This window comes from Pseudomonas sp. zfem003, from assembly GCF_032621675.1.
In the GTDB taxonomy this organism is placed as follows: domain Bacteria; phylum Pseudomonadota; class Gammaproteobacteria; order Pseudomonadales; family Pseudomonadaceae; genus Metapseudomonas; species Metapseudomonas otitidis.
The window spans coordinates 270,745-294,888 of the sequence record NZ_JAVYJG010000005.1 but is presented as its reverse complement, the minus strand read 5'-3'; the positions used below and the strand labels follow the sequence as shown (position 1 = coordinate 294,888).

Annotated in this window: 21 protein-coding genes; 13 read left to right on the top strand and 8 right to left on the bottom strand. The window is 68.8% G+C overall.

What is annotated here, in order from left to right:
- Positions 1-74 precede the first annotated feature (74 nt).
- Both RTK35_RS12935 and dinG read right to left on the bottom strand, forming a co-directional pair.
- Positions 75-2,522, bottom strand: a complete 2,448-nt coding sequence (locus RTK35_RS12935) for a beta-agarase (protein WP_410478661.1) — start codon at positions 2,520-2,522, stop codon at positions 75-77.
- A gap of 137 nt (positions 2,523-2,659) precedes the next feature.
- Complete coding sequence (gene dinG, locus RTK35_RS12930; RefSeq protein WP_044413355.1) at positions 2,660-4,804, bottom strand: ATP-dependent DNA helicase DinG; 2,145 nt, start codon at positions 4,802-4,804, stop codon at positions 2,660-2,662.
- Between the two features lie 94 nt (positions 4,805-4,898).
- Between dinG and RTK35_RS12925 the strand changes: the two genes are divergently transcribed.
- Positions 4,899-5,363 (top strand): CopD family protein, encoded by a 465-nt coding sequence (locus RTK35_RS12925; protein ID WP_044413353.1) that lies wholly within the window; start codon positions 4,899-4,901, stop codon positions 5,361-5,363.
- Positions 5,364-5,365: 2 nt separating this feature from the next.
- Here the strand turns inward: RTK35_RS12925 and RTK35_RS12920 are convergent, their stop codons facing one another.
- The 4 genes from RTK35_RS12920 to RTK35_RS12905 form a co-directional block, all read right to left on the bottom strand.
- A complete protein-coding gene (locus tag RTK35_RS12920) occupies positions 5,366-6,127 on the bottom strand; it encodes a collagen-like protein (RefSeq protein WP_316908180.1) in 762 nt (253 codons plus the stop codon).
- A complete protein-coding gene (locus RTK35_RS12915) occupies positions 6,120-6,389 on the bottom strand; it encodes a DUF1145 domain-containing protein (RefSeq protein WP_074969177.1) in 270 nt (89 codons plus the stop codon). Before RTK35_RS12915 ends, RTK35_RS12920 begins: the two co-directional genes overlap by 8 nt.
- A 197-nt stretch (positions 6,390-6,586) precedes the next feature.
- Entirely contained in the window at positions 6,587-7,321 is a 735-nt protein-coding gene (locus tag RTK35_RS12910) for an OmpA family protein (protein ID WP_074969179.1), read from the bottom strand.
- Between the two features lie 97 nt (positions 7,322-7,418).
- Positions 7,419-8,117: an OmpA family protein gene (locus RTK35_RS12905; protein WP_316908179.1), complete on the bottom strand. Its 699-nt coding sequence runs from the start codon at positions 8,115-8,117 to the stop codon at positions 7,419-7,421.
- 149 nt (positions 8,118-8,266) lie between these two features.
- On the opposite strand from RTK35_RS12905, the gene RTK35_RS12900 reads away from it, so the two are divergent.
- From RTK35_RS12900 to RTK35_RS12890, 3 genes are read left to right on the top strand one after another with little or no spacing between them, the layout of a single operon-like run.
- A complete protein-coding gene (locus RTK35_RS12900; protein WP_044413338.1) occupies positions 8,267-8,764 on the top strand; it encodes a DUF6231 family protein in 498 nt (165 codons plus the stop codon).
- 2 nt (positions 8,765-8,766) lie between these two features.
- Positions 8,767-9,237, top strand: coding sequence for a YchJ family protein (locus tag RTK35_RS12895; RefSeq protein WP_182852063.1), 471 nt, complete (start codon positions 8,767-8,769; stop codon positions 9,235-9,237).
- 51 nt (positions 9,238-9,288) lie between these two features.
- Positions 9,289-10,389, top strand: a complete 1,101-nt coding sequence (locus RTK35_RS12890) for a hypothetical protein (protein ID WP_107331085.1) — start codon at positions 9,289-9,291, stop codon at positions 10,387-10,389.
- 55 nt (positions 10,390-10,444) lie between these two features.
- Here RTK35_RS12890 and RTK35_RS12885 read toward each other — a convergent pair whose 3' ends face one another.
- Complete coding sequence (locus RTK35_RS12885) at positions 10,445-11,017, bottom strand: hypothetical protein (RefSeq protein WP_222901287.1); 573 nt, start codon at positions 11,015-11,017, stop codon at positions 10,445-10,447.
- Between the two features lie 113 nt (positions 11,018-11,130).
- Between RTK35_RS12885 and RTK35_RS12880 the strand changes: the two genes are divergently transcribed.
- The 4 genes from RTK35_RS12880 (at position 11,131) to RTK35_RS12865 (ending at position 15,287) form a co-directional block, all read left to right on the top strand.
- Positions 11,131-11,631, top strand: a complete 501-nt coding sequence (locus RTK35_RS12880) for an LEA type 2 family protein (RefSeq protein ID WP_044413328.1) — start codon at positions 11,131-11,133, stop codon at positions 11,629-11,631.
- Between the two features lie 8 nt (positions 11,632-11,639).
- Positions 11,640-11,831 (top strand): SEC-C metal-binding domain-containing protein, encoded by a 192-nt coding sequence (locus RTK35_RS12875; RefSeq protein ID WP_069562382.1) that lies wholly within the window; start codon positions 11,640-11,642, stop codon positions 11,829-11,831.
- 105 nt (positions 11,832-11,936) lie between these two features.
- Positions 11,937-12,590 carry a glutathione binding-like protein gene (locus RTK35_RS12870; protein WP_044413323.1) on the top strand — a complete coding sequence of 218 codons (654 nt, stop codon included), beginning with the start codon at positions 11,937-11,939 and terminating at the stop codon, positions 12,588-12,590.
- Between the two features lie 156 nt (positions 12,591-12,746).
- Entirely contained in the window at positions 12,747-15,287 is a 2,541-nt protein-coding gene (locus tag RTK35_RS12865; RefSeq protein WP_373323435.1) for a penicillin acylase family protein, read from the top strand.
- A 270-nt stretch (positions 15,288-15,557) separates the two neighbouring features.
- Here the strand turns inward: RTK35_RS12865 and RTK35_RS12860 are convergent, their stop codons facing one another.
- Positions 15,558-16,715 (bottom strand): sterol desaturase family protein, encoded by a 1,158-nt coding sequence (locus tag RTK35_RS12860; RefSeq protein ID WP_044413317.1) that lies wholly within the window; start codon positions 16,713-16,715, stop codon positions 15,558-15,560.
- Between the two features lie 175 nt (positions 16,716-16,890).
- On the opposite strand from RTK35_RS12860, the gene RTK35_RS12855 reads away from it, so the two are divergent.
- The 5 genes from RTK35_RS12855 (at position 16,891) to RTK35_RS12835 (ending at position 24,122) form a co-directional block, all read left to right on the top strand.
- A complete protein-coding gene (locus RTK35_RS12855; RefSeq protein ID WP_316908178.1) occupies positions 16,891-17,919 on the top strand; it encodes a ligase-associated DNA damage response exonuclease in 1,029 nt (342 codons plus the stop codon).
- The gene (locus RTK35_RS12850; RefSeq protein ID WP_316908177.1) at positions 17,916-19,580 is read left to right on the top strand and encodes an ATP-dependent DNA ligase; all 1,665 of its coding nucleotides are present in this window, start codon (positions 17,916-17,918) and stop codon (positions 19,578-19,580) included. Before RTK35_RS12855 ends, RTK35_RS12850 begins: the two co-directional genes overlap by 4 nt.
- Positions 19,577-22,048 (top strand): ligase-associated DNA damage response DEXH box helicase, encoded by a 2,472-nt coding sequence (locus RTK35_RS12845; RefSeq protein ID WP_316908176.1) that lies wholly within the window; start codon positions 19,577-19,579, stop codon positions 22,046-22,048. The genes RTK35_RS12850 and RTK35_RS12845 overlap by 4 nt, the downstream gene beginning before the upstream one ends.
- Positions 22,045-22,707, top strand: a complete 663-nt coding sequence (pdeM, locus tag RTK35_RS12840) for a ligase-associated DNA damage response endonuclease PdeM (protein ID WP_316908175.1) — start codon at positions 22,045-22,047, stop codon at positions 22,705-22,707. The genes RTK35_RS12845 and pdeM overlap by 4 nt, the downstream gene beginning before the upstream one ends.
- A 701-nt stretch (positions 22,708-23,408) precedes the next feature.
- On the top strand, positions 23,409-24,122 hold the full coding sequence (locus tag RTK35_RS12835; RefSeq protein ID WP_208274901.1) for a TetR/AcrR family transcriptional regulator: 714 nt from the start codon (positions 23,409-23,411) through the stop codon (positions 24,120-24,122).
- Positions 24,123-24,144 lie beyond the last annotated feature (22 nt).

Below are 24,144 nucleotides of genomic sequence, written 5' to 3'. Positions count from 1 at the left end.
AAAAAAGACGACGGCGGCATTGTTGCGATGCCGCCGTCTGCTGTGAACCCCGCTGAAGTTCGGCGCGGGTGGCCTCAGTTCGCGGCGGGTTGTGCCGGCGCTGCATCCTTGGCCTCGGGTGCAGGCTGGGCCGGCACGGGGCTGGACGCCTCAGGCTTCGGCGCTTCGCTGGCCTCAGGCTCGGCCTTGGGTGCCTCGGCTTTCGGCGCCTCGGGCTTCGCCGGCTCGGTCTTCGGGGCTTCCGGCTTGGCGGCTTCAGGCTTGGGTGCCTGGGCCTTCGGCGTCTCGGGCTTGGCGGGCGCTGCCTTCGGTGCGCTGGCCGGCTGCTTGGCCGACTCGTTCGCTGCCGGAGCGGGAGCGGCCAGTTGCGCGGCGATGTCGAGGTTGGTCTTGCGCACCGACTTGACGAAGCCCTCGTAGGGGCGGTCAGTGATGGCCACCAGGCCGAGGTGGCCGTTCTCGCCATCCAGCAGGCGACCGCTGGCGGGCTGGTCGAGGTACTGGAACCAGTGGGCACCGACGATCAGCGGTTCCTCCAGGGCCTTCTTGAGGAAGTTGGCGTAGGCCGGGCCACGCTCCTCTTCCTTGTAGACCTCGGAGACACCGCCCCAGAACGGGCCCCGGTCGCGGGAACCGAAGTGGAACTCGGTGACCAGCAGCGGCTTGTCCAGCTTGTGCAGGAACTCGAAGTCATGCCCCTGCTGCGGCTCGCGGGTGTAGAAGTTGAAGCTGAGCACGTCGCAATACTGGGCGCATGACTCCACGGCCTCCGGCACGGTGGCGGCGAAGCGTCCGCCCAGCAGCAGGTGGTTCGGTGCGTGCCACTTCATCGACTCGGCGATGGTCTTGAAGTAGGTGTCGGCGAAGAAGCGCTGGAAGCGCTTGAGGTCTTCCTCGATGGCCGGGTGCTCGGGATTGGGCAGCGGTGCCTCGAAGCCCGGGTCCTCCATCAGCTCCCAGGCCGGCAGCTCGATGCCCCAGGCCTGGGACAGGCCCTGCTGGTTGCGGTACTTGTCGCGCAGCTGCTTGAGGAAGGCACGCTTGGCCGGCACGTCGGTGGTCAGCCGCAGGGTGCCGTAGGCCAGGGCGTAGCGGGACTTGGGATCGCTGCCGGGGCCGGCCCAGGCCAGCTCGTTGTCGGCGAAGTAGCCGATCAGCCAGGGGTCGTCGCGGTGGTCACGGGCGGCAATGGCAATCGCCCGCTCGGCCGCCATGGCGAAGCGCGGGTCGAACGGGTCGGGCATGCCACCCCACCAGTCGAGGCCGGTGCTGATGGTGGCGAAATCGCCATGGATCGACAGCGGCAGGGTGTAGGGCATGCGTTGGGCGGTGCCGAATTCGCCGGCGCTCCAGTTGCCCACGGTGTTGAAGCCCCAGGCTTTCAGGCGATCCAGGCTGTGTTCGACCCAGCGCGCAGGCTCCTGCGGGCCGTAAGTGCGCTCCAGGTTGGCACGGTAGAAGTCGTACCAGCGGCCATGGTCGAAGGCCCGGCCCTTGTTGGAGCCGGTCTCGCGGCGGCTGTCGCCGTTGCCGTACCAGTTGGCGAGGGGTTCGCCGTCCTTGGGCAACGCGGTGAACATGCCCTCGCGGCCTTCGACGTAGGTCTGGCTGTTGTCCGGGGTGACGGTGTTGACGCCCAGGGAGAAGAACGGATGGCCTTCGGGAGAGACCAGGTACCAGCGCCCGTCACGCTTCTCGGTGCGGAAAAACCCGCTGGCCTCGAAGCTCGGGCCACCGAGCCAACCGCCGTAGGCGTCCTGCTCGGGCAGCTTGGCCTTCCATTCCTCCAGTTGCTTGCGCTCCTTCTCGGCGGCCGCCTTGAGCTGCTCGTCGCTCTTGACCTTCTCCGGCCAGTCGGCGCGGGTGTACTGGCCGTAGGCATCGATCAGGCCGGCGTAGAAATCAGCCTGGGGGTTCTTGTCCTCGGTGCCGAAGCGGCCCAGGAGGATGTTCTGCGCCGCGTCCGGGTGCTCCAGGGAAAGGGTCACGGCGGTGACCTTGGACAGGTCCAGCTCGCCTTCCACCTCGGTGGCCAGCAGGTAGCGCTTGCCATCCTTCACCCAGGGCTGGGGCGGCGCGGCGCGCATGCCCTGGGCACGGGGCGAGGTGGCGGCCAGGGGCAGCAGCAGGGTCTGGGCAGGGCCGGCCGGCAGGGCGATGCGACTGCGCAAGGTCTTGCCATCGGCGCTTTCGACGGTGACGTCGAGGGTGATGGCCCAGTCCTGGGCGCTTTGCAGGCGCAGGCTCATGACGCCGGCCTGGCTCCAGTCCCAGGTGCCGTTCTGCGGCGCCAGGCGCAGGCTGGGCTTCTCGGCCGGGTTGAAGGTCAGGCGACGCAGCACCTCGCCCTCGGGCGTGGTTTCCGCGGTGACGCTGGGCAGGGCAGCGTCCTGGGTGGTGACGGTGACGGCGTCCAGCGGACGCACGAAATTGAACAGCGTGTCGGCCTGGACGGAGGCGCTCATGCCGGCCAGGGCCAGCACGATGGGCAGCAGGCGTGCCGGTTTAGGTGTCGAGAACATCAAGCCGATCCCCAAGAAAAGTCAGTGCATAGACAACGGATCCGGCGAATGTTGCCGCTGATCGAGCGATCCGTGTCCGCGCGAGCGGGCAATGATCGCAGAGGCAAGCCCGGCGTCAAGCGCCGGGGACCGTCCGGTCATTCGATCTCGCGTCGGAAGGGGGGCAGCGCGTTGAGGATGGCTTTGCCATAGCGCTGGGTGACCACCCGGCGATCCAGCAGGGTGATGGTGCCGCGGTCGCTTTCGGTACGCAGCAGACGACCACAGGCCTGCACCAGGCGCAGGGAGGCATCGGGCACGGCGATCTCCATGAAGGGGTTGCCGCCACGGGCCTCGATCCACTCGGCCAGGGCCGCTTCCACCGGGTCATCCGGCACCGCGAAGGGGATCTTGGCGATCACCACGTGCTCGCAGTAGGCACCCGGCAGGTCCACACCCTCGGCGAAGGACGCCAGGCCGAACAGCACGCTGGGCTCGCCGTCGTCCACCCGAGCCTTGTGCTTGTTGAGGGTCTCCTGCTTGGACAGGTTGCCCTGGATCAGCACCCGCTTGCGCCAGTCGCGCTCCAGCCCGTCGAACACGTCCTGCATCTGCCGGCGCGAGGCGAACAGCACCAGGGTGCCCCGGGCGCCTTCCACCAGGCGTGGCAGCTCGCGGGTGATGGCGGCGGTGTGGGCGGCGGCGTCACGGGGGTCGGCCTTGAGGTCCGGCACCCGCAGCAGGCCGGCATCGGCATGGTGGAAGGGGCTGGGCACCACGGCCGTGACCGACTGCCGCGGCAGGCCGGCGCGCATGCGGTAACGGTCGAAGGTGCCGAGCGCGGTGAGGGTCGCCGAGGTCACCAGGGCGCCGTGGGCGACGTTCCACAGGTTCCGCCGCAGGGTCTCGGCGGCGAGGATCGGGCTGGCGTTGACCTCGATGTCGTAGGCCGCGCCGAACTCGGCGAGGGTCAGCCAGCGCGCCATGGGCGGGCTTTCCTCCGGGTCCTCGGTGGTGAAGGCGGTCCACAGCTCCCAGTTGTTCTGGGCGCGGGTCTGCAGGCTGCCGAACAGCGGGTACCACTCCTCGGCCTGCTGGCTGGAGAGGCCGTTGGCACCTTCCCCGTCCATGGCTTCCTTGAGCAGTTCGGCCAGGCGGGTGAACAGGTCGTTGAGCTTGGCGAAGCCTTTCTTCAGCTCGATGCCCATCTCCACCAGGTGCTCCGGCACCACGCCGCCCTCGAAGCGGTGGCGCGGGCGCTCGCGGCCTTCCATGTCTTCGCCGGCCCGGAAGTCGGCCAGCTCTTCGCAAGCGGTGAACATGAATTGCTGCTGGGCCCGGATCTCCCGCGCCAGCTCGGGCACGTTCTCGATCAGGCGGCCCATGTCCCCCGGCAGTGGGTGCTGGGCCAGCAGCTTGGTGAGGTTCTTGGCCACCGTCTCCAGCCAGTCGGCGGTGGAGCGCAGGCGGGTGTAGTGGGCGAAGTGGCCGATGGCCTTGTCCGGCAGGTGGTGGCCCTCGTCGAACACGTAGAGGGTTTCGCGCGGGTCGGGCAACACGGCGCCACCGCCCAGGGCGAGGTCGGCCAGGACCATGTCGTGGTTGGTGACGATCACGTCCACCTTGGTCATGCCCTCGCGCGCCTTGTAGAAGGCGCATTGCTGGAAGTTGGGGCAATGGCGCTTGGTGCACTGGCTGTGGTCGGTGGTGACGCGGGCCCAGTCCTGGTCCTCGATGGCCTCGGGCCAGGAGTCACGGTCGCCGTCCCAGCGGTTGCCGGCCAGGCGCTCGATCATCTGGTTGAGCAGCTTCTGGCTGCTCTCGTCGACGTCGATGCGGAAGCCTTCCTCGGCGAACAGCTGCGCGGTGGCGCTCTGCGCCTGGCCGTCCTGCAGCAGCATGTCGAGCTTGGACAGGCACAGGTAGCGACCGCGCCCCTTGGCCAGGGCGAAGCTGAAATTCAGCCCGCTGTTGCGGATCAGGTCGGGCAGGTCCTTGTGGACGATCTGCTCCTGCAGGGCCACGGTGGCCGTGGCGATCACCAGCCGCTTGCCCGCTGCCTTGGCCGAGGGAATCGCCGCCAGGCTGTAGGCCACGGTCTTGCCGGTACCGGTGCCGGCCTCCACCGCCACCACCGCCGGCTCGCCCTGGCGATGCCCTTCGTCATCCTGGGGGATGGCGCCGAGCACCTTGGCCACCTCGGCGATCATCAGGCGCTGCCCATAGCGGGCCTTGAGCCCCTTGGCTTCGAGGAAACGGGAGTAGGCCCCCTGGATCTGGGACTTGAGTTCGGTGCTGAGCATGGGGAGGTTGCGGACGCCGGAGAGCTGGATAAATTTTCAGTACTTTAACAGGGCGGCTATCATACCGCGCCCTGTTTCCGACTGGAGAAACCCGATGACGCCCTTCGCCGCGCTCTACGCTGCCCACGTCCTCGCCGCCCTGGTGTGGGTCGGCGGCATGTTCTTCGCCTGGATGGTGCTGCGCCCGGCGGCCGTGACCACGCTGCAACCGCCAGAGCGCCTGAAGCTGTGGATCGAGGTGTTCCGCCGGTTCTTCGTCTGGGTCTGGGTCGCCGTGCTGGCGCTGCCGCTGAGCGGCGTGGGAATGATGCACCTGCGCTTCGCCGGCTTCGACGGCTCGCCGCGCTACGTGCACATCATGGTGGGCCTGTACCTGGCGATGCTGGCGCTGTTCCTGCGGGTCAGCCTGCTGCAGCTACCGGAACTGAAGCGCGCCGTGGCGGCGGAAGACTGGCCAGCCGGCGGCGCGGCCCTGGGGCGCATCCGTCGGCTGGTGGGGATCAACCTGCTGCTGGGGCTGCTGCTGGTGGCCATCGCCGCCGCCCGCCCCAGCTTCTGAGGTCAGTAGCGCACCACGTCCATGCGACCGTTCGTGCCAGCCGGGCCTGCCTGCCCCGGCTGGCCGGCGCGGCCTTTCTGGCCACGGTCGGTGCTGTAGACCAGGCAGCCCTTGGCGGCACCACCCGCGCCGGGGGCACCGGCCTCACCGGCCGGCCCGCCGGCACCGCCCTCGACACGGGCCCGTACCTGCTCCAGCGGGAAGTCCTGGGCCACTTCCAGGCGAATGTGCCCGCCCTTGCCCCCTTCCCCGCCGTTGCCGCCGTTCTGGCCATCGTGGCCCCGGCTGGCCTGGCCCCAGAGGCAGCCACCGGGCTTGCCATCGGCACCGGCCAGGCCGCTGTAGCCCGGCGCACCAATGCCGCCGCGTACATCCACGGTGAGTTCGTCGACGGCGACAGTGCCGAGGCGCAGGGTCAGGTCGCGGCCGTCGCTGGCCGGTTTCTTCATGCTGCCGGCTGCGCCGGAGGCGGTGATGTGGCCGCCGGTGGCGATCTCACCCTGGGTGACTTCCAGGCGGAAGGGCTGATCAGCCGAGGCAATGCCGATGCGCGCATCACGCCCCATGCGCAACTCGCCCACCTTGAGTTCGGTGATGCTGGCGGGCACCACGAGGGTGCCGTGGTCGGCAATCACCACGCGATCGAGGCTGAGGATGCCGGTCAGGGCCGGCAGCTTGATGAAGCTGTTGGTGTCGACGGTCACGCTGGTTTCAGCGAGGGCCAGCGGGCTGGCCAGCAGGGCGAGGAGACAGAGTCTACGCATGGCTGGCCTCCTGCTTCGGCAGTCCGGCCAGGTGGAACACGCCGAAGAGCATCAGTTGCAGGCGGTCCCGCCAGGGGTGCGGCCGTGCCCGGAGCTGGGCGTTGTAGAGCAGCGCTTCCAGCACGTGCAGCCCGAGCACCAGCAGGGCGAGGCCATTGAGCAGTGTGGAGAAGGGTCGAGCGAAGGGTTCGAACAGATTGGCCAGCACCGCCAGCCAGAACAGCAGGGCAACGGACTTGCCCACCCCCAGGAATAATTTCATGTCACCCCCTTTGTTTTTCTAGTGGGGCGACCTTACCCCTAACGTCGCCACAGCCAAATACCCCCGTCGAAATAAAATTGCAGCGACGGACATCCTGTCCTGGCGACCTTTGCGCCTCCCTTCATAAGCCAGATGCCGACGGTTGATAACAGGCAAAAAGAAGGGGCCTGCCGGCCCCTTCGATGGTCTGACATGTTTCAACGGTCGACGTGGATCTCCACCCGCCGATTCTGCGCACGTCCTGCGTCGGTGCCGTTGTCCGCCACCGGCTGGCTTTCGCCGAACCCTTCGGTGGTGACCTTGCCCGAGGGCACGCCCTGGCTGATCAGGTAGTCCGCCGCGCTGCGGGCCCGGCGCTCGGAAAGCCGCTGGTTGTAGCCATCGGCACCCACGCTGTCGGTATGCCCGACCACCTTCACCGACACCATCGAGGCGCCGTTCAGGCGGGTCGCGATGGTGGCCAGCTCCTGCTTGGCGGCCGCCGTGAGCTCGGCCGAGTCGAAGGCGAACAACACCTTGCCCTGGTCGCTCAGCACGATGACTTCGTCCTCGGCGGGCGGCGGGGGTGGTGGCGGCTCGTTGCGCACCGTGTCGGGATAGCTCGGCTGCGGGCAACCGTTGTGGTTGACCTTCATGCCGGCCGGGGTGTTGGGGCAGGTATCGCGGCGGTCGAAGACACCGTCACCGTCCGCGTCACCGTCCTGGGCATAGCAGATGAGGCCGCCGACCACCGCACCCGCGACGGCCCCGCCCCCAGCCCAGGCTGAACTCTCGATCGCCCCCAGCCCACCGCCGGCCAGGGCACCGATCGCACTGCAGATTGGCCAGTTCCCCTGGTTGAGCGGCGCGTCGCCCGTACTGGACGTCGAGGCGCAACCGGAAAGAACACTGCCGACCAGAAGAAAGAGAGCCACCCGTGGAAAGGTACTCATGATGAAGTTCTCCTGTGTCACCGACCGAATGCCGGCAACACAGGAGTAAAGACCCCGGCGCTGCGCTTGCCAAGCCGCAGGCCACGCGGGCCGTGGCCTAGCGGTGGATGACGATCTCCACGCGGCGGTTCAGCGCGCGGCCTTCAGCGGTCTTGTTGTCGGCCACAGGCTGGCTCTCGCCCGCCCCGCCGACCGACTGCACGCTGTCCGCCGGAATCCCCGAGGCCACCAGGTAGTCCGCCACCGACTTGGCGCGCTTCTCCGACAGCTTGAGGTTGTACGCATCGCTGCCGACGCTGTCGGTGTGCCCGGTCACGCTCAGGCGAGCGCTGGGGGCCTCGTTGCGCAGCCGCGCGACGATGGTGTCCAGCTTGGCCTTGTCGGCCGGGTTGAGCTTGGCCGAATCGAAGGCGAACAGCAGGTCACGGACCACGATGGTCTCCTCCTTGACCACCACCACCTCTTCCACCTGCTCCACCACCGGGGCCGCCGGCGGGCAGCCGTTGGCGTCCACCACGGTACCGCGCGGCGTGCCGGGGCACTTGTCGCGGCTGTCCGGTACGCCGTCGCCATCCTCGTCGCCGTCGCCGTGCGACCAGCAGTAGCCGGCCGCCAGGCCGCCACCGAGCAACGCCCCCCAACCCGCCCAGGAACTGCTCTCGATCGCACCCAACGCCGCACCGCCTACACCGCCTACTGCTGCGCACTTGGGCCAGTCGGTCTTCTGCAGGCCGGCGCAGCCGGTCAGCAGAGTCGACACAAGTAGCAAGGGTATTGCTGTCCTTGTGATGCTCATATGCCTGTCTCCTCGTGGTTGTCGGCCCGGAAAGCCGATCCCTGGGGAGTAAAGACGCGGCCCCTGCAAACTGCCAGCCAGGCACCCGGCACAACTAGGCCTGGCCCCACGGGCAAGCTAGTCTTCGCAAACCTGTCCGAGGAACCACGATGACCCAGAGCTTTTCCACCCGCACTCCGCAGCAGGCCGTCGCCGCCCTGCTCGACCGCTATGCCCCGGCCCGCCTGCTGCTGGTGGGCAATACCCCGCTGCCGGCGGCCGAAGCCTTTGCCGCCGCCCACCCCGACAGCCAGGTGGAACACGCCCCCGCCGCCCCGCTGCCCAGCGCCCAGGCGGCCCAACGCTATGACCTGGCGCTGCTGGCCGACTGCCTGGAGCACCTGCCCAAGCGCACCGGCCTGGAACTGCTGGGCGGCATCCGCAACCTGAACGCCAGCCGCATCGCCGTGCTGGTGGACCTCGCGGCCTGCGGCTGGCAGGACACCGACTTCTTCGCCCTGGCCCTCCAGGCCACAGAAACCTTCCAGCGCGAAGGCCAGGTGCTGCACCTGTTCACCTACGACCTGCACGAATACAAGCAGGTGCCCGACTGGCTGAATGCCAAGTTCTGGGCCAACCCGGAAAACTTCGGCAAGTACTGGTGGTGACCATGAGCGCAACCCCTTGTGCCTGCGGCAGCGGCAACCTCCTCGACCAATGCTGCGGCCGTTACCACGCCGGCCAGCCGGCCCCCAGCGCCGAGGCGCTGATGCGCTCGCGCTACTGCGCCTACGTACTGGGCCGGGTGGACTACCTGGTCGCCACCACCCTGCCGAGCCAGCAGGCGGGCCTGGACCAGGAGTCGATCAAGACCTGGAGCCTGGGCAGTACCTGGCTGGGCCTGGAGGTGGAGGCCAGCGAAGTCCTCGGCGGCGCCCCCGAACACGCCCGCGTCACCTTCACCGCCCGCTGGCACGACAGCCAGGGCGAGCACGCCCATCGCGAGCGCTCGTCCTTCGTCCAACGTGACGGGCGCTGGTACTTCATCGACCCCACCGTGCCGGTGAAGGCGGGCCGCAACGACCCCTGCATCTGTGGCAGCGGGCAGAAATTCAAGAAATGCTGCGCGGGGTATCTCTAGACACGGCTGCGCAGCGAAAGGAATCCACGCCAACCCAAGAAGGAGACACCCATGGCCAAGCGCCATTTGCTCATCCCCCTGCTCGCCGCCATGGCCTGCGCCAGCCAGGCCGCCGAAGTCCATCTCGGACTCGGCAGCGCCGAGCGGGTCACCCGCCTGTTCGCCTACCCCAACAACTGCAACGTCATCTGCTACCGCGACTGGAGCCTGGAGCAGACGGTCGAGCACTACCTCAAGCAGAGCCTGGCCCGCGACGGCCTGGCCAAGGCCTCGGTGAAGGTCCACCGCGACAAGGACGGTGTCTACGCCAACTTCTCCGGCGTGCCGGCCGACTACGGCAAGCCGCTGATGAAGCTGCTGGATGCCGGCGACAGCGCCTACGAAGGCGCCAAGCGCCTGAACCATGACAAGCAGTGGCAGTACAACTGGTACTTCTTCCTGCCGCTGGGCATGGCCCTGGAAAACCGCCGCAGCGTCGAGCTGCTGCACTTCCCGCCGGACTACTCCCTGACCAAGGCGCAGGACTACCTCGAGTCCTCCACCACCAATCGCTGGGCCAGCCTGCTGGTGGTCAACGGCGTGGCCGCCGACGCGACCCCGGGCTACCAGACCATCATCGACATCGCCCCCATCGCCGCCCCGGCCGACGCGGGCAGCACCCTGGAAACCGTCTACGACTACTTCACCCCCTACCAGACGCGGATGGTCCAGGAGCTCACCGCCGGCAAGCCGGCCCTGCCCATGGTGGCGTTCGGCAAGCCGGTCCGGGACTGGGTGAAGAAGCAGTACAACGTCAGCATCGGCGTGCTCGGCCTCGGGCAGATCGATCTCGGCAAGGACCAGAAGGTCCCGGTGCTGGGCAGCAACCACCCGAGCTACATCTGGTACGCCGCCAACCCGGACAACTACGACGGCGACGAAGCCAAGGCGAACGCCGCCGGCCTCAAGGTGATGGGCCAGGACCTCAGCGCTGCCTGCTGGCAGGCCAAGCTGGGCAGCACCCCCGGCGCCGACCCGTCCACCACCCTTTCCAGCTGCAAGCAGACCTGGCAGGTGACCAACAAGGTGCAGACCTGCGAGCTGTTCTACACCTCCATCCGCAAGTACGACGCCGACAAGGCCAAGCAGACCTGCACCGCCCCGCAAGGCTGAGGCAGGGCGCAACGGCCGGAACGAAAGAGCCCGCCAGGTCGGCGGGCTCTTTCGTTCATTCCTGCAGCTTCAGGTGCGAGATGTCCGGCGGCGGGCCAGCCGGCACGGCCTTGGCCTGGCCCATGTCACTGCCCACCGGCGCCAGGCTGAACTGGCTGAGGTCCACCTTCGGCGCCACCGGCTCGGCCTTGGCGTCCTGCAGGTCCGCCCCCACCGGCGCGATGCCGAAGTCCGGCGCGTCGACGTCCATGAAGGCCGCCATGTACTCGTCCCGCGGGGCCACCTTGAGGCGTCCGGCCGGTGCGGCTGCGGGGGCCGCAGCAGCGGGCACCGGTGCCACGCCAGGCGCCGCCGGCTCGGCGGGTGGCGGGGGCGCCAGCTCCACCTCCTCGATCTCCACGTCCATGTCGCGCACATCCACCCGCGCCCCGGCCCGCTCCAGCGTCACCCGGTATTTTTCCGCCCCGGCCGCATCAAGATTGTTCTTGATCACGATGCGCCGGCCGGAAAACAGCAAGGCTATGCGCTGTGCGTCGGCCTGGAACAGCCTGGCGAGGTTGGCCTTCACCTGGTCGGCATCCGCACCGGGAACCAGTTGGCCGGAGAAGGCGATCTCGTAGCGGCTCATCGGTCACACTCCTGTCCAAAACAGCCCGCAGTATGGCGCAGGTTTTTTTCTGCCAACAACAAGTTGCAGCCGAGCAGTTGCTTGTTACACTTGAGCGTCTTCGGAGTATCGCGATGTTTTATCAGGCGCAAACGATAAGAATTCTCAGCCTACTGGTTTTGCTGACCCTCTCTGCCTCAGGCCTTTCCGGTTGTTCCACCTGGCTGACCGGGGGCTTTCGCGATCCCGACGTGCAACTGGTCAAGGTCGACGTGATCAAGGCCCGTCTCCTCGAACAACAGTTCCTGCTGCGCTTTCGCGTGGACAACCCCAACGACGTCAGCCTGCCCATCCGTGGCCTGGCCTACACCGTCTACCTCAACGACGTGAAGCTCGCCACCGGCGAGTCCGACACCTGGTTCACCGTCCCCGCCCTGGGCCGCGAGACCTTCGAAGTGCCGGTGCGCACCAACCTGTGGCGCCACATGAAGTACATCGTCAAGCTGCTGGAGAAGCCCAACGAGGTCATCCGCTACCGCCTCGAAGGCGAAGTGAAGACCGGCCTCATGTTCGGCAAGAGCGTGCACCTCGCCCGCAATGGCGAGATAATCCCGGGCAACTACATCCCGGAGTGATCCACCCCATGAGCCAGCACGAACACGTCCATGGTCCTGACTGCAACCACGACCATGACCACGATCACCACCACGTCCACGGCCCGCACTGCAACCACGGCCACCAGGAGCCCGTGCGCAACCCGCTGAAGGAAGTGGGCCGCAACGACCCCTGCCCCTGCGGCAGCCAGAAGAAGTTCAAGAAGTGCCACGGTGCCTGATCTGCACCCGCACAAGGAGGCCCGTCTAGTACGGGCCTTTTCGTATCTGCCGGGTTTCCTTTAGGCTGACCGCCCCATTCCAGCGCTGTTCCGAGGAGTCCCGCCATGATCGACCTGTATTACTGGACCACCCCCAACGGCCACAAGATCACCCTGTTCCTCGAGGAGACCGGCCTCCCCTACCGGATCCACCCCATCAACATCGGCAAGGACGAACAGTTCCAGCCGCATTTCCTCAAGATCGCCCCCAACAACCGCATCCCCGCCATCGTCGACAACGAGCCGGCGGACGGCGGCGAACCGCTCTCGCTGTTCGAGTCCGGGGCCATCCTGCTCTACCTCGCCGAGAAGACAGGGCGCTTCATTCCCCAGGACCTGCGCGGCCGCCAGGAAGCCCTGCAGTGGCTGTTCTGGCAGATGGGTGGCCTCGGCCCGATGGCCGGGCAGAACCACCACTTCAACCGCTTCGCCCCGGAGAAGGTGCCCTACGCCATCCAGCGCTACGTCAAGGAAACCGCCCGCCTCTACGGCGTGCTCGACCGCCGCCTGGCCGACCGCGCCTTCGTCGCCGGCGACGACTACAGCATCGCCGACATGGCCATCTACCCCTGGATCGTGCCCCACGCCTACCAGGAGCAGGACCTGGACGACTTCCCCCACGTCAAGCGCTGGTTCCAGGCCATCCAGGCCCGCCCGGCCACCGTCCGCGCCTACGACCTGGTGGAACGCATCAACCCCGCCGCAGCCGTCCGGAAGTAACCCCTGCACAGCGCCCGGCACCCGTGATGCAACGGGCGTCGGGCACTGCCCGGGCGCCCCCGTCGGAAGGCCGGTCATCCGGCCCTTGCGCAGTCCGAAGACGCTCTCTAACGTAGCGCGTTTCGAACCGCCGCCTTCCCCGGGAGACACCGCCCCATGGCTTCGCCTGCGCCCAAGCGCCTCATCTCCACCTTCTGCCTGGGCGCCGCCCTCAGCGCCATGGTCGGCCTCACCGGCTGCCAGTCCTGGCTGGACAGCCGCTACGCCGACAGCCTGCCGCCCACCTCCGGCTTCCAGCCGGTCAAGGGCCTGGCGCAGAGCGTCTCGATCCGCCGCAACCCGCTGGGCATGCCGCTGATCGAAACCACCACCTTCCACGACGCCCTCTTCGCCATGGGCTACGTGCACGCCTCCGACCGCCTCAGCCAGATGGTCGGCCTGCGCCTCATGGCCGAAGGCCGCCTGGCAGAGATGGCTGGCCCGGGCGTACTGGAGATCGACCGCTTCATGCGCGCGGCCAACCTGCGCAAGAGCGCCGACCTCCTCTACAAGAACGCCTCCCCGCGCCTGAAGTCCTTCTTCGAGGTCTACGCCCGGGGCGTCAACGCCTACCTCTACCGCTACCGCGACAAGCTGCCGATGGACCTGGCCGAATCCGGCTACCGGCCCGCCTACTGGAAGCCCGAGGACTCGGTGCTGGTCTTCACCCTGCTCAACTTCGGCCTGGCGGTGAACCTGCAGGAAGAGATCGCCTCCCTGGTCATGGCGCAGAAGGTCGGCGCCGACAAGGTGGCCTGGCTGCTGCCGATCTACCCCGACGAGAACCTGCCCTTCGACGAAGCCGAAAAGCTCAAGGGCCTCAACCTCGGCGGGCAGATCCCCGGCCTGGCCAGCATCGACCAGGCCGCCGGCCAGGTGGCCGGCCTCGGCATGCTCGGCGTCGCCGCCTCCAACAACTGGGCCATCGCCCCGCAGCGCGCGCGCAATGGCAAGAGCATCCTCGCCAACGACACCCACCTGCCGCTGTCCATGCCCTCCATCTGGAACTTCGTGCAGATCCGCTCACCGAAATTCCAGGCCGCCGGCGTCTCGGTGGCGGGTGTCCCGGCCATCGTCGCCGGCTTCAACGGCAAGCTCGCCTGGGGCATGACCATGGTCATGGCCGACAACCAGGACCTCTACCTGGAGAAGGTCAAGCGCGAAGGCAACCGCCTCTACTACCTGGCCGACGGCAAATGGCAGCCGGCCATCGAGCGCAACGAGACCTTCTTCATCAAGGGCGAGCGCCCGATCCGCGAGACCATCTACGAAACCCGCCACGGCCCGCTGCTCAACTCCGTGCTCGGCCAGCGCAAGCACCCGCTGCAGCCGGTGGAGCTGAAGAGCGGCCTGGGCATCGCCCTGAAGACCGCCCAGTTCGAGCAGGACACCACCCTCGACGCCTTCTTCGACCTGTCCCGCGCCCAGTCCGTGGAGCAGGCCGCCGAAGCCACCCGCGCCATCCGCGCCATCGGCCTCAACCTGCTCACCGCCGACGCCCAGCACATCGCCTGGCAGGTCACCGGTCGCTACCCGAACCGCCGTGAAGGCCGGGGCCTGATGCCCTCTCCCGGCTGGGACAGCCGCTACGACTGGGACGGCTACGCCGACCCCATGCTCCACCCCTACGACCAGGACCCGCCCCAGGGCTGGCTCGGCACCGCCAACCAGCGTACCGTCCAGGGCGGCTATGGCGTGCAGCTGTCCAACTCCTGGTTCTACCCCGAGCGGGCCGAGCGCATCGCCCAGCTGGCCGGCAGCGGCAAGCACGACACCCGCAGCATGATCGCCATGCAGTACGACCAGACCACCCCCTTCGCCGCCAAGCTCAAGGCCATGTTCGAAGACCCGGCCATGGCCCAGCCGCTCAAGCAGGCCATCGACGCCCTGCCCGGCGCCGAGCGTGACCGTGCCCGCGAAGCCCTGAGCCGCCTGCTGGCCTTCGACGGCAACCTCGCCCCGACCTCGGCCGACGCCGTCTACTACGAAGCCTTCCTCCACGAGAGTGCGCGGCAGATCTTCCTCGACGAACTGGGCCCGGACACCAGCCCCGCCTGGCAGGCCCTGGTGGAGACCGCCAACCTCTCCTACTCCGCCCAGGCCGACCACCTGCTGGGCCGCGCCGACAGCCCCTTCTGGGACGACGTGCGCACCCCGCAGAAGGAAGACAAGCCCGCCATCCTCGCCCGCAGCCTCGCCGCCGCCGTCAGCTTCGCCGAAGGCAAGCTCGGCGCCGACCGCCGCAGCTGGCAGTGGGGCAAGCTGCACACCTACACCTGGGCCACCGACACCACCCGCCTCGCGCCCTACATGAGCGCCAGCCAGCGCACCAGCATCAACGCCATCAAGGGTTACCTGGACCGCGGCCCCTACCCCGCCGGCGGCGACATGAACACCCTCAACGTCTCCGGCTACAACTGGGGCAACGACTTCGACACCTGGCTGATCCCGGCCATGCGCATCATCGTCGACTTCGGCCAGCCGGAACCCATGATCGGCCTCAACAGCTCCGGCCAGTCCGGCAACCCCGCCAGCCCGCACTACGCCGACGGCATCGACGCCTGGCTCAAGGCCCGCTACCTGAGCTTCCCGTTCCAGTCGCAGAACCTCGACGGCGTCTACGGCACCAAGCGGCTGATGCTCACCCCGCAAAAATGATCACCACCACGCGGAACTCCCCGCGTGGTGGCTGTCTATGTAAACGGACTTACTCCATAGATCACATCTTCAGGGCGCCCTCACCGGCGCCCTTTCTTTTGCCTGTGAAAAGCCTCACGGCCGATCCAGACGCCCAACGCCGGGCATCGCGCGCTCGGCGCCAACCTGCGGAAAAATGCACGGACGTAGCCCGGGCTTCAGCCCGGGAAATCGGCAAGAAGGGAAAAGCCAGGGAAAGCGGCCCCTGCATTGCACAGGGGCCGTCCGGGTTCAGGACGCCTTGGGCTTCACCGGCGCCTTGGGCTCCGGCTTCAGGAAGGGATACAGGTGCTGGCGCAGGATGCCGTCCGGCAGCGGCTTGCCGAACACCCCGTAGCGGGTCGGCCACTCCTTCGGCGGTAGCTTGAAGGTGCCGAACACCATGTCGACGATCGGCAGGTGGATCGCATAGTTCTTGTAGATGTAGTCCGGATGCCGGGCGTGGTGCCAGTGGTGGTAGCGCGGCAGCACCAGCAGGTAGTTCAGCCAGCCGCCATCGATGCGCACGTTGGCGTGGGCCAGCACCGCCTGCACGCCCACCAGGATCACGTAGGCGTTCATCGCCTGAGGCGAGAAGCCCATCAGCATCAGCGGCACCAGCACCCCGGTACGGGTCAGCAGGATCTCCACGAAGTGGATGCGCGAGCCCGCCAGCCAGTCCATCGACGTGCTGGAGTGGTGCACCGCATGGAAGCGCCACAGCCAGGGCACCACGTGGTACAGGCGGTGCAGCCAGTACTGGCCGAGGTCCGCCACCAGCACCGCGAGGATGAACTGCAGCCAGATCGGCATGGACTGCACGCCGGCCTGGAAGGTCGCCGAGACCGCCCAGCCCCCCAGCAGGGTGGAGGACGCAGTGACGAAGATCAGGATGAACTGCACCAGCATGTGGCTGACGAAGAAGTACGCCAGGTCCGTGCGCCAGTGCGGCCGCAGGATGTTCTGCTCCGGGTCCTTCGCGTACAGCTTCTCCAGCGGGATGAAGACGATGGCCGACACCAACAGCGCCAGCACGAACCAGTCCAGCCCCAGGGAATAGGGCGTCTCGCCGATGGTCTCGAACTGGATGTTGGTCCCCCCCAGGAACACCGCCAGCCCCGAGGCCGCGATGCCGGTGAAGCCCAGGCGCTTGCGCCGGTTCAGCAGGATGTTCAGCGTGCCCAGGCTGAACGACAGCACCAGGCCCACCAGAAGCACCGTACGGGCGAACTGCTCGCTGTAGACCTTGCGGAACTCCGCGAAGGTCAGCCACTCGGGAAACAGGAAACACAGCACCGCGCAGAGGCTCAACAGGCCCAGTGCCGCAGACAGGTAACCACTGATACGCCCTTCCCCGACCCGGAACGGGGCGTGGCCATGGCGCTGGAAATAGGCTTTGAGAGCCTCCATCGGACATCCTCCTTGAAACCGGCCTTCTGGCCGTTCACGATCTTGACGCACCTGCCGCGCTCCAGGCCACCTCCGGCGACGAATGCCGCGTCCAACTGCGACATCCATCGCGTTGAGGGCGAACCAACCGGCGCACGGCAGGGTCAGCAGACACGAACCCACAGCAAGGCATCCCATGGACCTGGTCGTCGCCCGGCCGGAGGGCCTCTACTGCCCGCCCGGCGATTTCTACATCGATCCCTGGAAACCCGTCGCCCGCGCCGTCATCACCCACGGCCACGGCGACCATGCCCGCAGCGGCAACGGCCACTACCTCACCGCCACCCCCGGTGCCGGCGTGTTGCGCGCCCGCCTCGGCGACGTGCCCCTGCAGACCCTGGACTACGGCGAAGCCCTGCTGCACAACGGCGTGCGCATCAGCCTGCACCCCGCCGGCCACGTGCTCGGCTCCGCCCAGGTGCGCCTGGAACACCAGGGCCAGGTCTGGGTCGCCTCCGGTGACTACAAGACCGAAGCCGACGGCACCTGCGCCCCCTTCGAGCCGGTGCGCTGCCACTGCTTCATCACCGAATCCACCTTCGGCCTGCCCATCTACCGCTGGCAGCCCCAGGCCCAGGTCATGGACCAGGTGCGCCAGTGGTGGCAGGCCAACCGTGCCGCCGGGCGTGCCAGCGTGCTGTTCAGCTACGCCTTCGGCAAGGCCCAGCGGCTGCTCCACGGCCTGGCGGACGAACCCGGCCCGATCCTCGTCCACGGCGCAGTGGAGCCCCTCAACCGCGTCTACCGCGAAGCCGGCGTGCGCCTGGCCGCCACCCGCTACGCCGGCGAACTCAAGCGCAACGACCCGCTGCTGCGCGAAGCCCTGGTCATCGCCCCGCCCTCCGCTGCCGGCAGCACCTGGATGCGCCGCTTCGGCGACTACAGCGACGCCTTCGCCAGCGGCTGGATGCTCCTGCGCGGCGCCCGTCGCCGCCGGGGCGTGGACCGCGGCTTCGTGCTCTCCGACCACGCCGACTGGCCCGGCCTGCTCTGGGCCGTGCAGCAGAGCGGCGCGGAGCGGGTCTTCGTCACCCACGGCTCGGTCCCCGTGCTGGTGCGCTACCTGCGCGAACAGGGCCTCGACGCCCAGGGCTTCAGCACCGAATACGGCGACGAGGACGACCCCCCCGACAGCGCCGACGCCACCCCGGAGGCCCCCGCATGAAGGCCTTCGCCGACCTCTACGTGCGCCTCGACGCCAGCACCTCCAGCAATGCCAAGCTCGCCGCCCTGGAGGACTACTTCCGCCAGGCCAGCGCCGAAGACGCCGCCTGGGCCGTGTACTTCCTCAGCGGCGGCAAGCCGCGCCAACTGGTGCCGGTGCGCCAGCTCAAGGCCAGCACCCTGGCCGTCACCGGCCTGCCCGAATGGCTCTTCGAAGAGAGCTACCAGAGCGTCGGCGACCTCGCCGAAACCATCGCCCTGCTGTTGCCCCCCGCCGCCAGCGACAGCCAGGAGGGCCTCGCCCACTGGCTGGAAGAGCACCTGCTGCCCCTGCGCGGCCTGCCGCCGGCCGAACTCACCGAGCGCCTGTCGCGGCTCTGGGCGCGGCTCGATCGCGACGGCCTGCTGGTGTTCAACAAACTCATCACCGGCGCCTTCCGCGTCGGCGTCTCGCGCCTGCTGGTGACCCGCGCCCTGGCCAGCCTCAGCGGCCTGGACCCCAAGCGCATCGCCCAGCGCATGGTCGGCTACACCGACATCAGCCGCGTCCCCAGCGCCGACGGCTACCGCCGGCTGATCGCCGCCGAAAGCCCCGACGAGCACCGCGAACGCGGCGGCCAGCCCTACCCCTTCTTCCTCGCACACCCGCTGCAGCTGGAGCCCGAAGCCTTCGACGAGCGCCTCGGTCCACCCAGCGACTGGCTGGCGGAATGGAAGTGGGACGGCATCCGCGCGCAACTGGTACGCCGCGACGGCCAGCTGTGGATCTGGTCCCGGGGCGAAGAGCTGGTCACCGAGCGCTTCCCCGAGCTGCACGCCCTCTGCCGGCAGTTGCCCGACGGCTGCGTGATCGACGGCGAACTGCTGATCTGGAAAGACGGCCGCGCCCAGCCCTTCGCCCTGCTGCAACAGCGCATCGGCCGCAAGCGCCTGACCCGCCAGGTGCTGGAAGACGCCCCCGTGCGGGTGCTGGCCTACGACCTGCTGGAATGGCAGGGCGAAGACTGGCGCAGCCGCCCGCAACAGGCCCGCCGCGCCCAGCTCGAACAGCTGCTGGCGGGGCTCGACACCCCGCTGCTGGGGCTGTCCCCGGAAGTCACCGGCGCCACCTGGGAGGCCCTGGCCGCCGAACGCCAGCGCGCCCGCGAACAGCGCGTGGAAGGCCTGATGCTCAAGGCCCGCGACGCCCGCTACGGCGTCGGCCGCACCCGCGAGGACGGCACCTGGTGGAAATGGAAGCTCGACCCCTACAGCGTCGACGCCGTGCTCATCTACGCCCAGCGCGGCCACGGCCGCCGTGCCAGCCTCTACACCGACTTCACCTTCGCCGTCTGGGCCGAGGGCGAAGGCGACGCCCCGCGCAGCCTGGTGCCCTTCGCCAAGGCCTACTCCGGGCTCACCGACGAGGAGATGCGCCAGGTGGACGCCATCATCCGCCGCACCACCGTGGAGAAGTTCGGCCCGGTGCGCAGCGTCACCCCCAGCCTGGTGTTCGAACTGGGCTTCGAAGGCATCGCCCGCTCGCGCCGGCACAAGAGCGGCGTCGCCGTGCGCTTCCCGCGCATGCTGCGCTGGCGCCGCGACAAACCCGTGGAGGACGCCGACACCCTGGCCAGCCTGCACGCCCTGCTGGGCGATGCCCCGGCAGAGGACGATGCATGAGCCGCCCCTCCGACGCCTGGTTCGACGCCCAGGGCTGGACGCCCTTCCCCTTCCAGCGCCAGCTCTGGGACGCCGCCCGCCAGCGCCGCTCCGGCCTGCTCCACGCCACCACCGGCTCCGGCAAGACCTACGCCGCCTGGTTCGCCGCCCTCGACGCCATCGCCCCCGGCACCGCCAGCCCCGCCAAGCCGCTGCCCCTCTCGGTGCTGTGGATCACCCCCATGCGCGCCCTGGCCGCCGACACCGCCCGCGCCCTGCAGGCGCCCCTGGACGCCCTCGGCCTGCCCTGGAGCCTCGGCCTGCGCACCGGCGACACCGGCAGCAGCGAGCGCGCCCGCCAGGCCCGGCGCCTGCCCAGCGCCCTGGTCACCACCCCGGAAAGCCTCACCCTGCTGCTGACCCGCGCCGACGCCGCCGAGGCCTTCGCCCACCTGCAGATGGTGGTGGTGGACGAATGGCACGAACTGCTCGGCAGCAAGCGCGGCGTGCAACTGCAGTTGGCCCTCGCACGCCTGCGCCGCTGGCACCCGCAACTGGTGACCTGGGGCCTCTCCGCCACCCTCGGCAACCTCGACCACGCCCTGGAGGTGCTGGTACCCGACGGCCAGGGCCTGCTGCTGGAAGGCCGCCAGGACAAGGCCCTGGCTGTAGACACCCTGCTCCCCGACAGCGTCGAACGCTTCCCCTGGGCCGGCCACATGGGCCTGCGCATGCTGCCCAAGGTGGTCGCCGAACTGGAGGCCAGCCCCAGCAGCCTGGTGTTCACCAACACCCGCTCCCAGGCCGAACTCTGGTACCAGGCCCTGCTGGAGGCGCGGCCCGACTGGGCCGGGCTGATCGCCCTGCACCACGCCTCGCTGTCCCGCGAGGTGCGCGAATGGGTCGAGGACGCCCTCAAGCACGGCCGGCTCAAGGCCGTGGTCTGCACTTCCAGCCTCGACCTGGGGGTGGACTTCCTGCCCGTCGAACGGGTCCTGCAGATCGGCACCGCCAAGGGCATCGCCCGCCTCATGCAGCGCGCAGGCCGCTCCGGGCACGCCCCCGGCCGCACCTCGCGGGTCACCCTGGTGCCCACCCACAGCCTGGAACTGGTGGAGGCCGTCGCCGCCCGCCAGGCCGTGGCCGAACGCCGCATCGAAGCCCGGCAGAGCCCGGAAAAGCCCCTCGACGTCCTGGTGCAGCACCTGGTCAGCATGGCCCTGGGGGGCGGTTTCCAGCCCGACGCACTGCTGGCGGAAGTACGCGGCGCCTGGGCCTACCGCCACCTCGACGCCGCCGACTGGGCCTGGTGCCTGGCCTTCGTCCGCCACGGCGGCAGCTCCCTCAGCGCCTACCCCGACTACCAGCGGGTGGAGCCCGACGAGCAGGGCCTCTGGCGCGTACCCAACCGCGCCCTGGCCCGGCGCCACCGGCAGAGCGTCGGCACCATCGTCGGCGACGCCAGCCTGCAGGTGCGCTTCTGGGGCAAGGGCGGTGCCGCCGGCCACCTCGGCAGCATCGAAGAGAGCTTCATCGCCCGTCTGCGCCCCGGCGAGGTGTTCCTCTTCGCCGGCCGCCACCTGGAACTGGTGCGGGTGGAAGGCATGACCGCCTACGTACGCCGCTCCAGCGCCCGCAAGGCCGCCATCCCGCGCTGGAACGGCGGGCGCATGCCGCTCTCCAGCGAACTGGCCACCGCCCTGGTGCACCAGCTCGGCGAGGCCGCCCAAGGCCGCTACGACAGCCCCGAACTGCAGCTCGTGCGCCCGTTGCTGAGCCTGCAGGCCGCCTGGTCCGCCCTGCCCGAGGACGACAACCTGCTGGTGGAGCGCCTGCACTCGCGGGAGGGCTGGCACCTGTTCCTCTACCCCTTCGCCGGCCGCCACGTGCACCTGGGCCTCGCCAGCCTCCTGGCCTGGCGACTGGCCCGCCAGCGCCCCGGCACCTTCTCCATCGCCGTCAACGACTACGGCCTGGAGCTGCTGGCCGCCGAAGCACCCGACTGGGATGACGCCCGCCTGCCCGCCCTGCTGGAGGACGGCGACCTGCTCAGCGAACTGCTGGACAGCCTCAACGCCAGCGAGCTGACCCGCCGCCGCTTCCGCGAGATCGCCCAGATCGCCGGCCTGCTCTACAGCGGCCCGCCGGGGGCGCACAAAAGCACCCGCCAGCTGCAGGCCTCCAGCAGCCTGTTCTTCGACGTGTTCCGCCAGTACGACCCGGACAACCGCCTGCTGCACCAGGCCCGCGACGAAGCCCTGCGCCAGGAGCTGGACCTGCCACGCCTGGCCGACGCCCTCGCCCACCTGCGCCAGCGGCGCCTGGTGGTGAAGGACGTCGAACGCGCCACCCCGCTGGCCTTCCCCCTGCTGGTGGAGCGCCTGCGCGAGGGCCTGAGCACCGAGAAGCTCGCCGACCGCATCGCCCGCATGGTGGCGCAACTGGAAAAAGCCGCCGACGCCCCGCCCAGACGGAGGCGCCGCCCGTGAACACCCACCTCGACGTGGACCTGGCCGGCACCCGCCTGCGCCTGCTGGGGGACCGCGCCCTCTACTGGCCGGAACAGCACTGCCTGCTGATCGCCGACATCCACTTCGGCAAGGCCGCCAGCTTCCGCCGCCTCGGCCAACCGGTCCCCGCCGGCACCACCGCCGCCAACCTGGCGCGGCTGGACCGCCTGCTGCACAGCCACGACACCGGGCGCCTGGTCTTCCTCGGCGATTTCCTGCACGCCCGCCACGGTCGCCACGACGGTCTCTGGCAGGCCCTGGCCGACTGGCGCGAACGGCATCCCGCGCTGCACATCGACCTGGTGCGCGGCAACCACGACCGCCACGCCGGCGACCCGCCCGCCAGCCTCGGCTTCGACCTGCACGAGGCCGAACTGCTGCTCGGCCCCTTCGCCCTGCGCCACGAGCCCGAACCCCACCCCGAGCGCCACGTCCTGGCCGGCCACCTGCACCCCTGCCACCGCCTGCGCGGCCCCGGCCGGCAGAGCCTGCGCCTGCCCTGCTTCGCCCTCGGCCGCAGCGTCAGCCTGCTACCGGCCTTCGGCGAATTCACCGGCGGGCTGGAACAACCGGCCATCCCGGGCACCCGCCTCTACCTCTGCGGCGACGGCGGCGTCTGGCCCGTGCCGGCAGCCTGAAACCACCGATCCGGGCCAACGACTGAACGTGTCGGCCCCGAGGGGGTCAGAACAAGGGCATTGTTCATTGCTCCCTGTGGCGCCCTCGTGGCGCCTGCTTTTTTTGGGGAGCAGTCCATCTGAAGCGCACTCCGAAATTGCATGTGGCTGAGAAGTTGAGGCAGGGAACCTGCCCCTTCAGGAGGCCGAGCGCAGTCGTTGCGCAGGGGGACGAGCGGCATGGATGCCGCGAGAGGCGCGCCAGGCCATGGATGGCCCATCGCGCCGGCCCCCGAAGCAACGATGGAGCGAGGGGAGTCCCGCGAAGCGGGATCCGGATGCAGGGGCGAGCCTTTTTGGTTTCTTTTTTGTGGGCGGCATTCCGACGACTGAAAAAAGAAACTCGCCTGGGAAGGCGAAACAGAAAACAACCACAGAACTCGATAAACAGCCTGATACCTTGCCGAGGCTTGGCTTTCTTTGAGCGGTGGGGTTGCTCCTGAACGCCGCATTCCGGGTGCCGCCCGATCGAAGTCCAGGTCGGTTTCTCGCGCCGAAAGGCGTCAGAGCGGGAAGTCGTCCACACGGCACGACGGGCGGTGTGCCCCGGCCGGGTCTCATCACGTCGAGTACGCAAGTTCTTACCTTGTGGCAGTTGAATCGACCGCTGATTGGTCGAAACTGTCTGACATCCACGTCCCGTAGCCGAAGGTTCCCGCATCTTGCCCCAGCCGTCCCGTCGTGACAGTGCCGCCCAGGCGGCCAGCGCCCTCGCCGAAAGTGTCCAGTACCAGGGCCGCAAGGCCAGCCGCCACGGCAGCGAGCAGCGCCGCCAGGCCATCCTCGATGCCGCCATGCGCATCATCGTCCGCGATGGCGTGCGGGCCGTGCGCCACCGGGCCGTGGCCGCCGAGGCGGATGTGCCGCTGTCGGCCACCACCTATTACTTCAAGGACATCACCGACCTCATCACCGACACCTTCGCCCAGTTCGTCGAGCGCAGTGCCGAGGCCATGGCCGCGTTCTGGAGCAGCGTCGAAGGAGACCTGCAGGACATGGCCGCGGCCATGGAGCAGGGCGGCGAGCCCCGCCGGGAGATGACCGACCGCATCGTCGAACTGGCCATCGAGTACGTGCGCCGCCAGGTGCTGGAGAACCGCACCCAGCTGCTCGCCGAACAGGCGTTCCGCCAGGAGGCGCTGATCAACGAGGGGTTGCGGGGGCTCGCCGAGGCCCACCGGGGCATCCTCTCCCAGGGGGCGGAGCACTTTTTCCAGGTCCTGGGCACCGAGGAGCCCGCCGAGGACGCCAAGGTGTTGACGGCCATCATTCTGCAGATGGAATATCAGGGCCTTGTCGGCGGTGTGGATAACCTCGACATCAACGAAATGCGAGCCGTGCTGAGGCGTTACTTCCATCTGGTGATGGACCTCTAGCGCAGTGGCGCCGAACCCCGCT

Coding starts and splice junctions, on each gene's coding strand:
- RTK35_RS12935 (WP_410478661.1), bottom strand. CDS start 2,522: ATGTTCTCGACACCTAAACCGGCACGCCTGCTGCCCATCGTGCTGGCC.
- dinG (WP_044413355.1), bottom strand. CDS start 4,804: ATGCTCAGCACCGAACTCAAGTCCCAGATCCAGGGGGCCTACTCCCGT.
- RTK35_RS12925 (WP_044413353.1), top strand. CDS start 4,899: ATGACGCCCTTCGCCGCGCTCTACGCTGCCCACGTCCTCGCCGCCCTG.
- RTK35_RS12920 (WP_316908180.1), bottom strand. CDS start 6,127: ATGCGTAGACTCTGTCTCCTCGCCCTGCTGGCCAGCCCGCTGGCCCTC.
- RTK35_RS12915 (WP_074969177.1), bottom strand. CDS start 6,389: ATGAAATTATTCCTGGGGGTGGGCAAGTCCGTTGCCCTGCTGTTCTGG.
- RTK35_RS12910 (WP_074969179.1), bottom strand. CDS start 7,321: ATGAGTACCTTTCCACGGGTGGCTCTCTTTCTTCTGGTCGGCAGTGTT.
- RTK35_RS12905 (WP_316908179.1), bottom strand. CDS start 8,117: ATGAGCATCACAAGGACAGCAATACCCTTGCTACTTGTGTCGACTCTG.
- RTK35_RS12900 (WP_044413338.1), top strand. CDS start 8,267: ATGACCCAGAGCTTTTCCACCCGCACTCCGCAGCAGGCCGTCGCCGCC.
- RTK35_RS12895 (WP_182852063.1), top strand. CDS start 8,767: ATGAGCGCAACCCCTTGTGCCTGCGGCAGCGGCAACCTCCTCGACCAA.
- RTK35_RS12890 (WP_107331085.1), top strand. CDS start 9,289: ATGGCCAAGCGCCATTTGCTCATCCCCCTGCTCGCCGCCATGGCCTGC.
- RTK35_RS12885 (WP_222901287.1), bottom strand. CDS start 11,017: ATGAGCCGCTACGAGATCGCCTTCTCCGGCCAACTGGTTCCCGGTGCG.
- RTK35_RS12880 (WP_044413328.1), top strand. CDS start 11,131: ATGTTTTATCAGGCGCAAACGATAAGAATTCTCAGCCTACTGGTTTTG.
- RTK35_RS12875 (WP_069562382.1), top strand. CDS start 11,640: ATGAGCCAGCACGAACACGTCCATGGTCCTGACTGCAACCACGACCAT.
- RTK35_RS12870 (WP_044413323.1), top strand. CDS start 11,937: ATGATCGACCTGTATTACTGGACCACCCCCAACGGCCACAAGATCACC.
- RTK35_RS12865 (WP_373323435.1), top strand. CDS start 12,747: ATGGCTTCGCCTGCGCCCAAGCGCCTCATCTCCACCTTCTGCCTGGGC.
- RTK35_RS12860 (WP_044413317.1), bottom strand. CDS start 16,715: ATGGAGGCTCTCAAAGCCTATTTCCAGCGCCATGGCCACGCCCCGTTC.
- RTK35_RS12855 (WP_316908178.1), top strand. CDS start 16,891: ATGGACCTGGTCGTCGCCCGGCCGGAGGGCCTCTACTGCCCGCCCGGC.
- RTK35_RS12850 (WP_316908177.1), top strand. CDS start 17,916: ATGAAGGCCTTCGCCGACCTCTACGTGCGCCTCGACGCCAGCACCTCC.
- RTK35_RS12845 (WP_316908176.1), top strand. CDS start 19,577: ATGAGCCGCCCCTCCGACGCCTGGTTCGACGCCCAGGGCTGGACGCCC.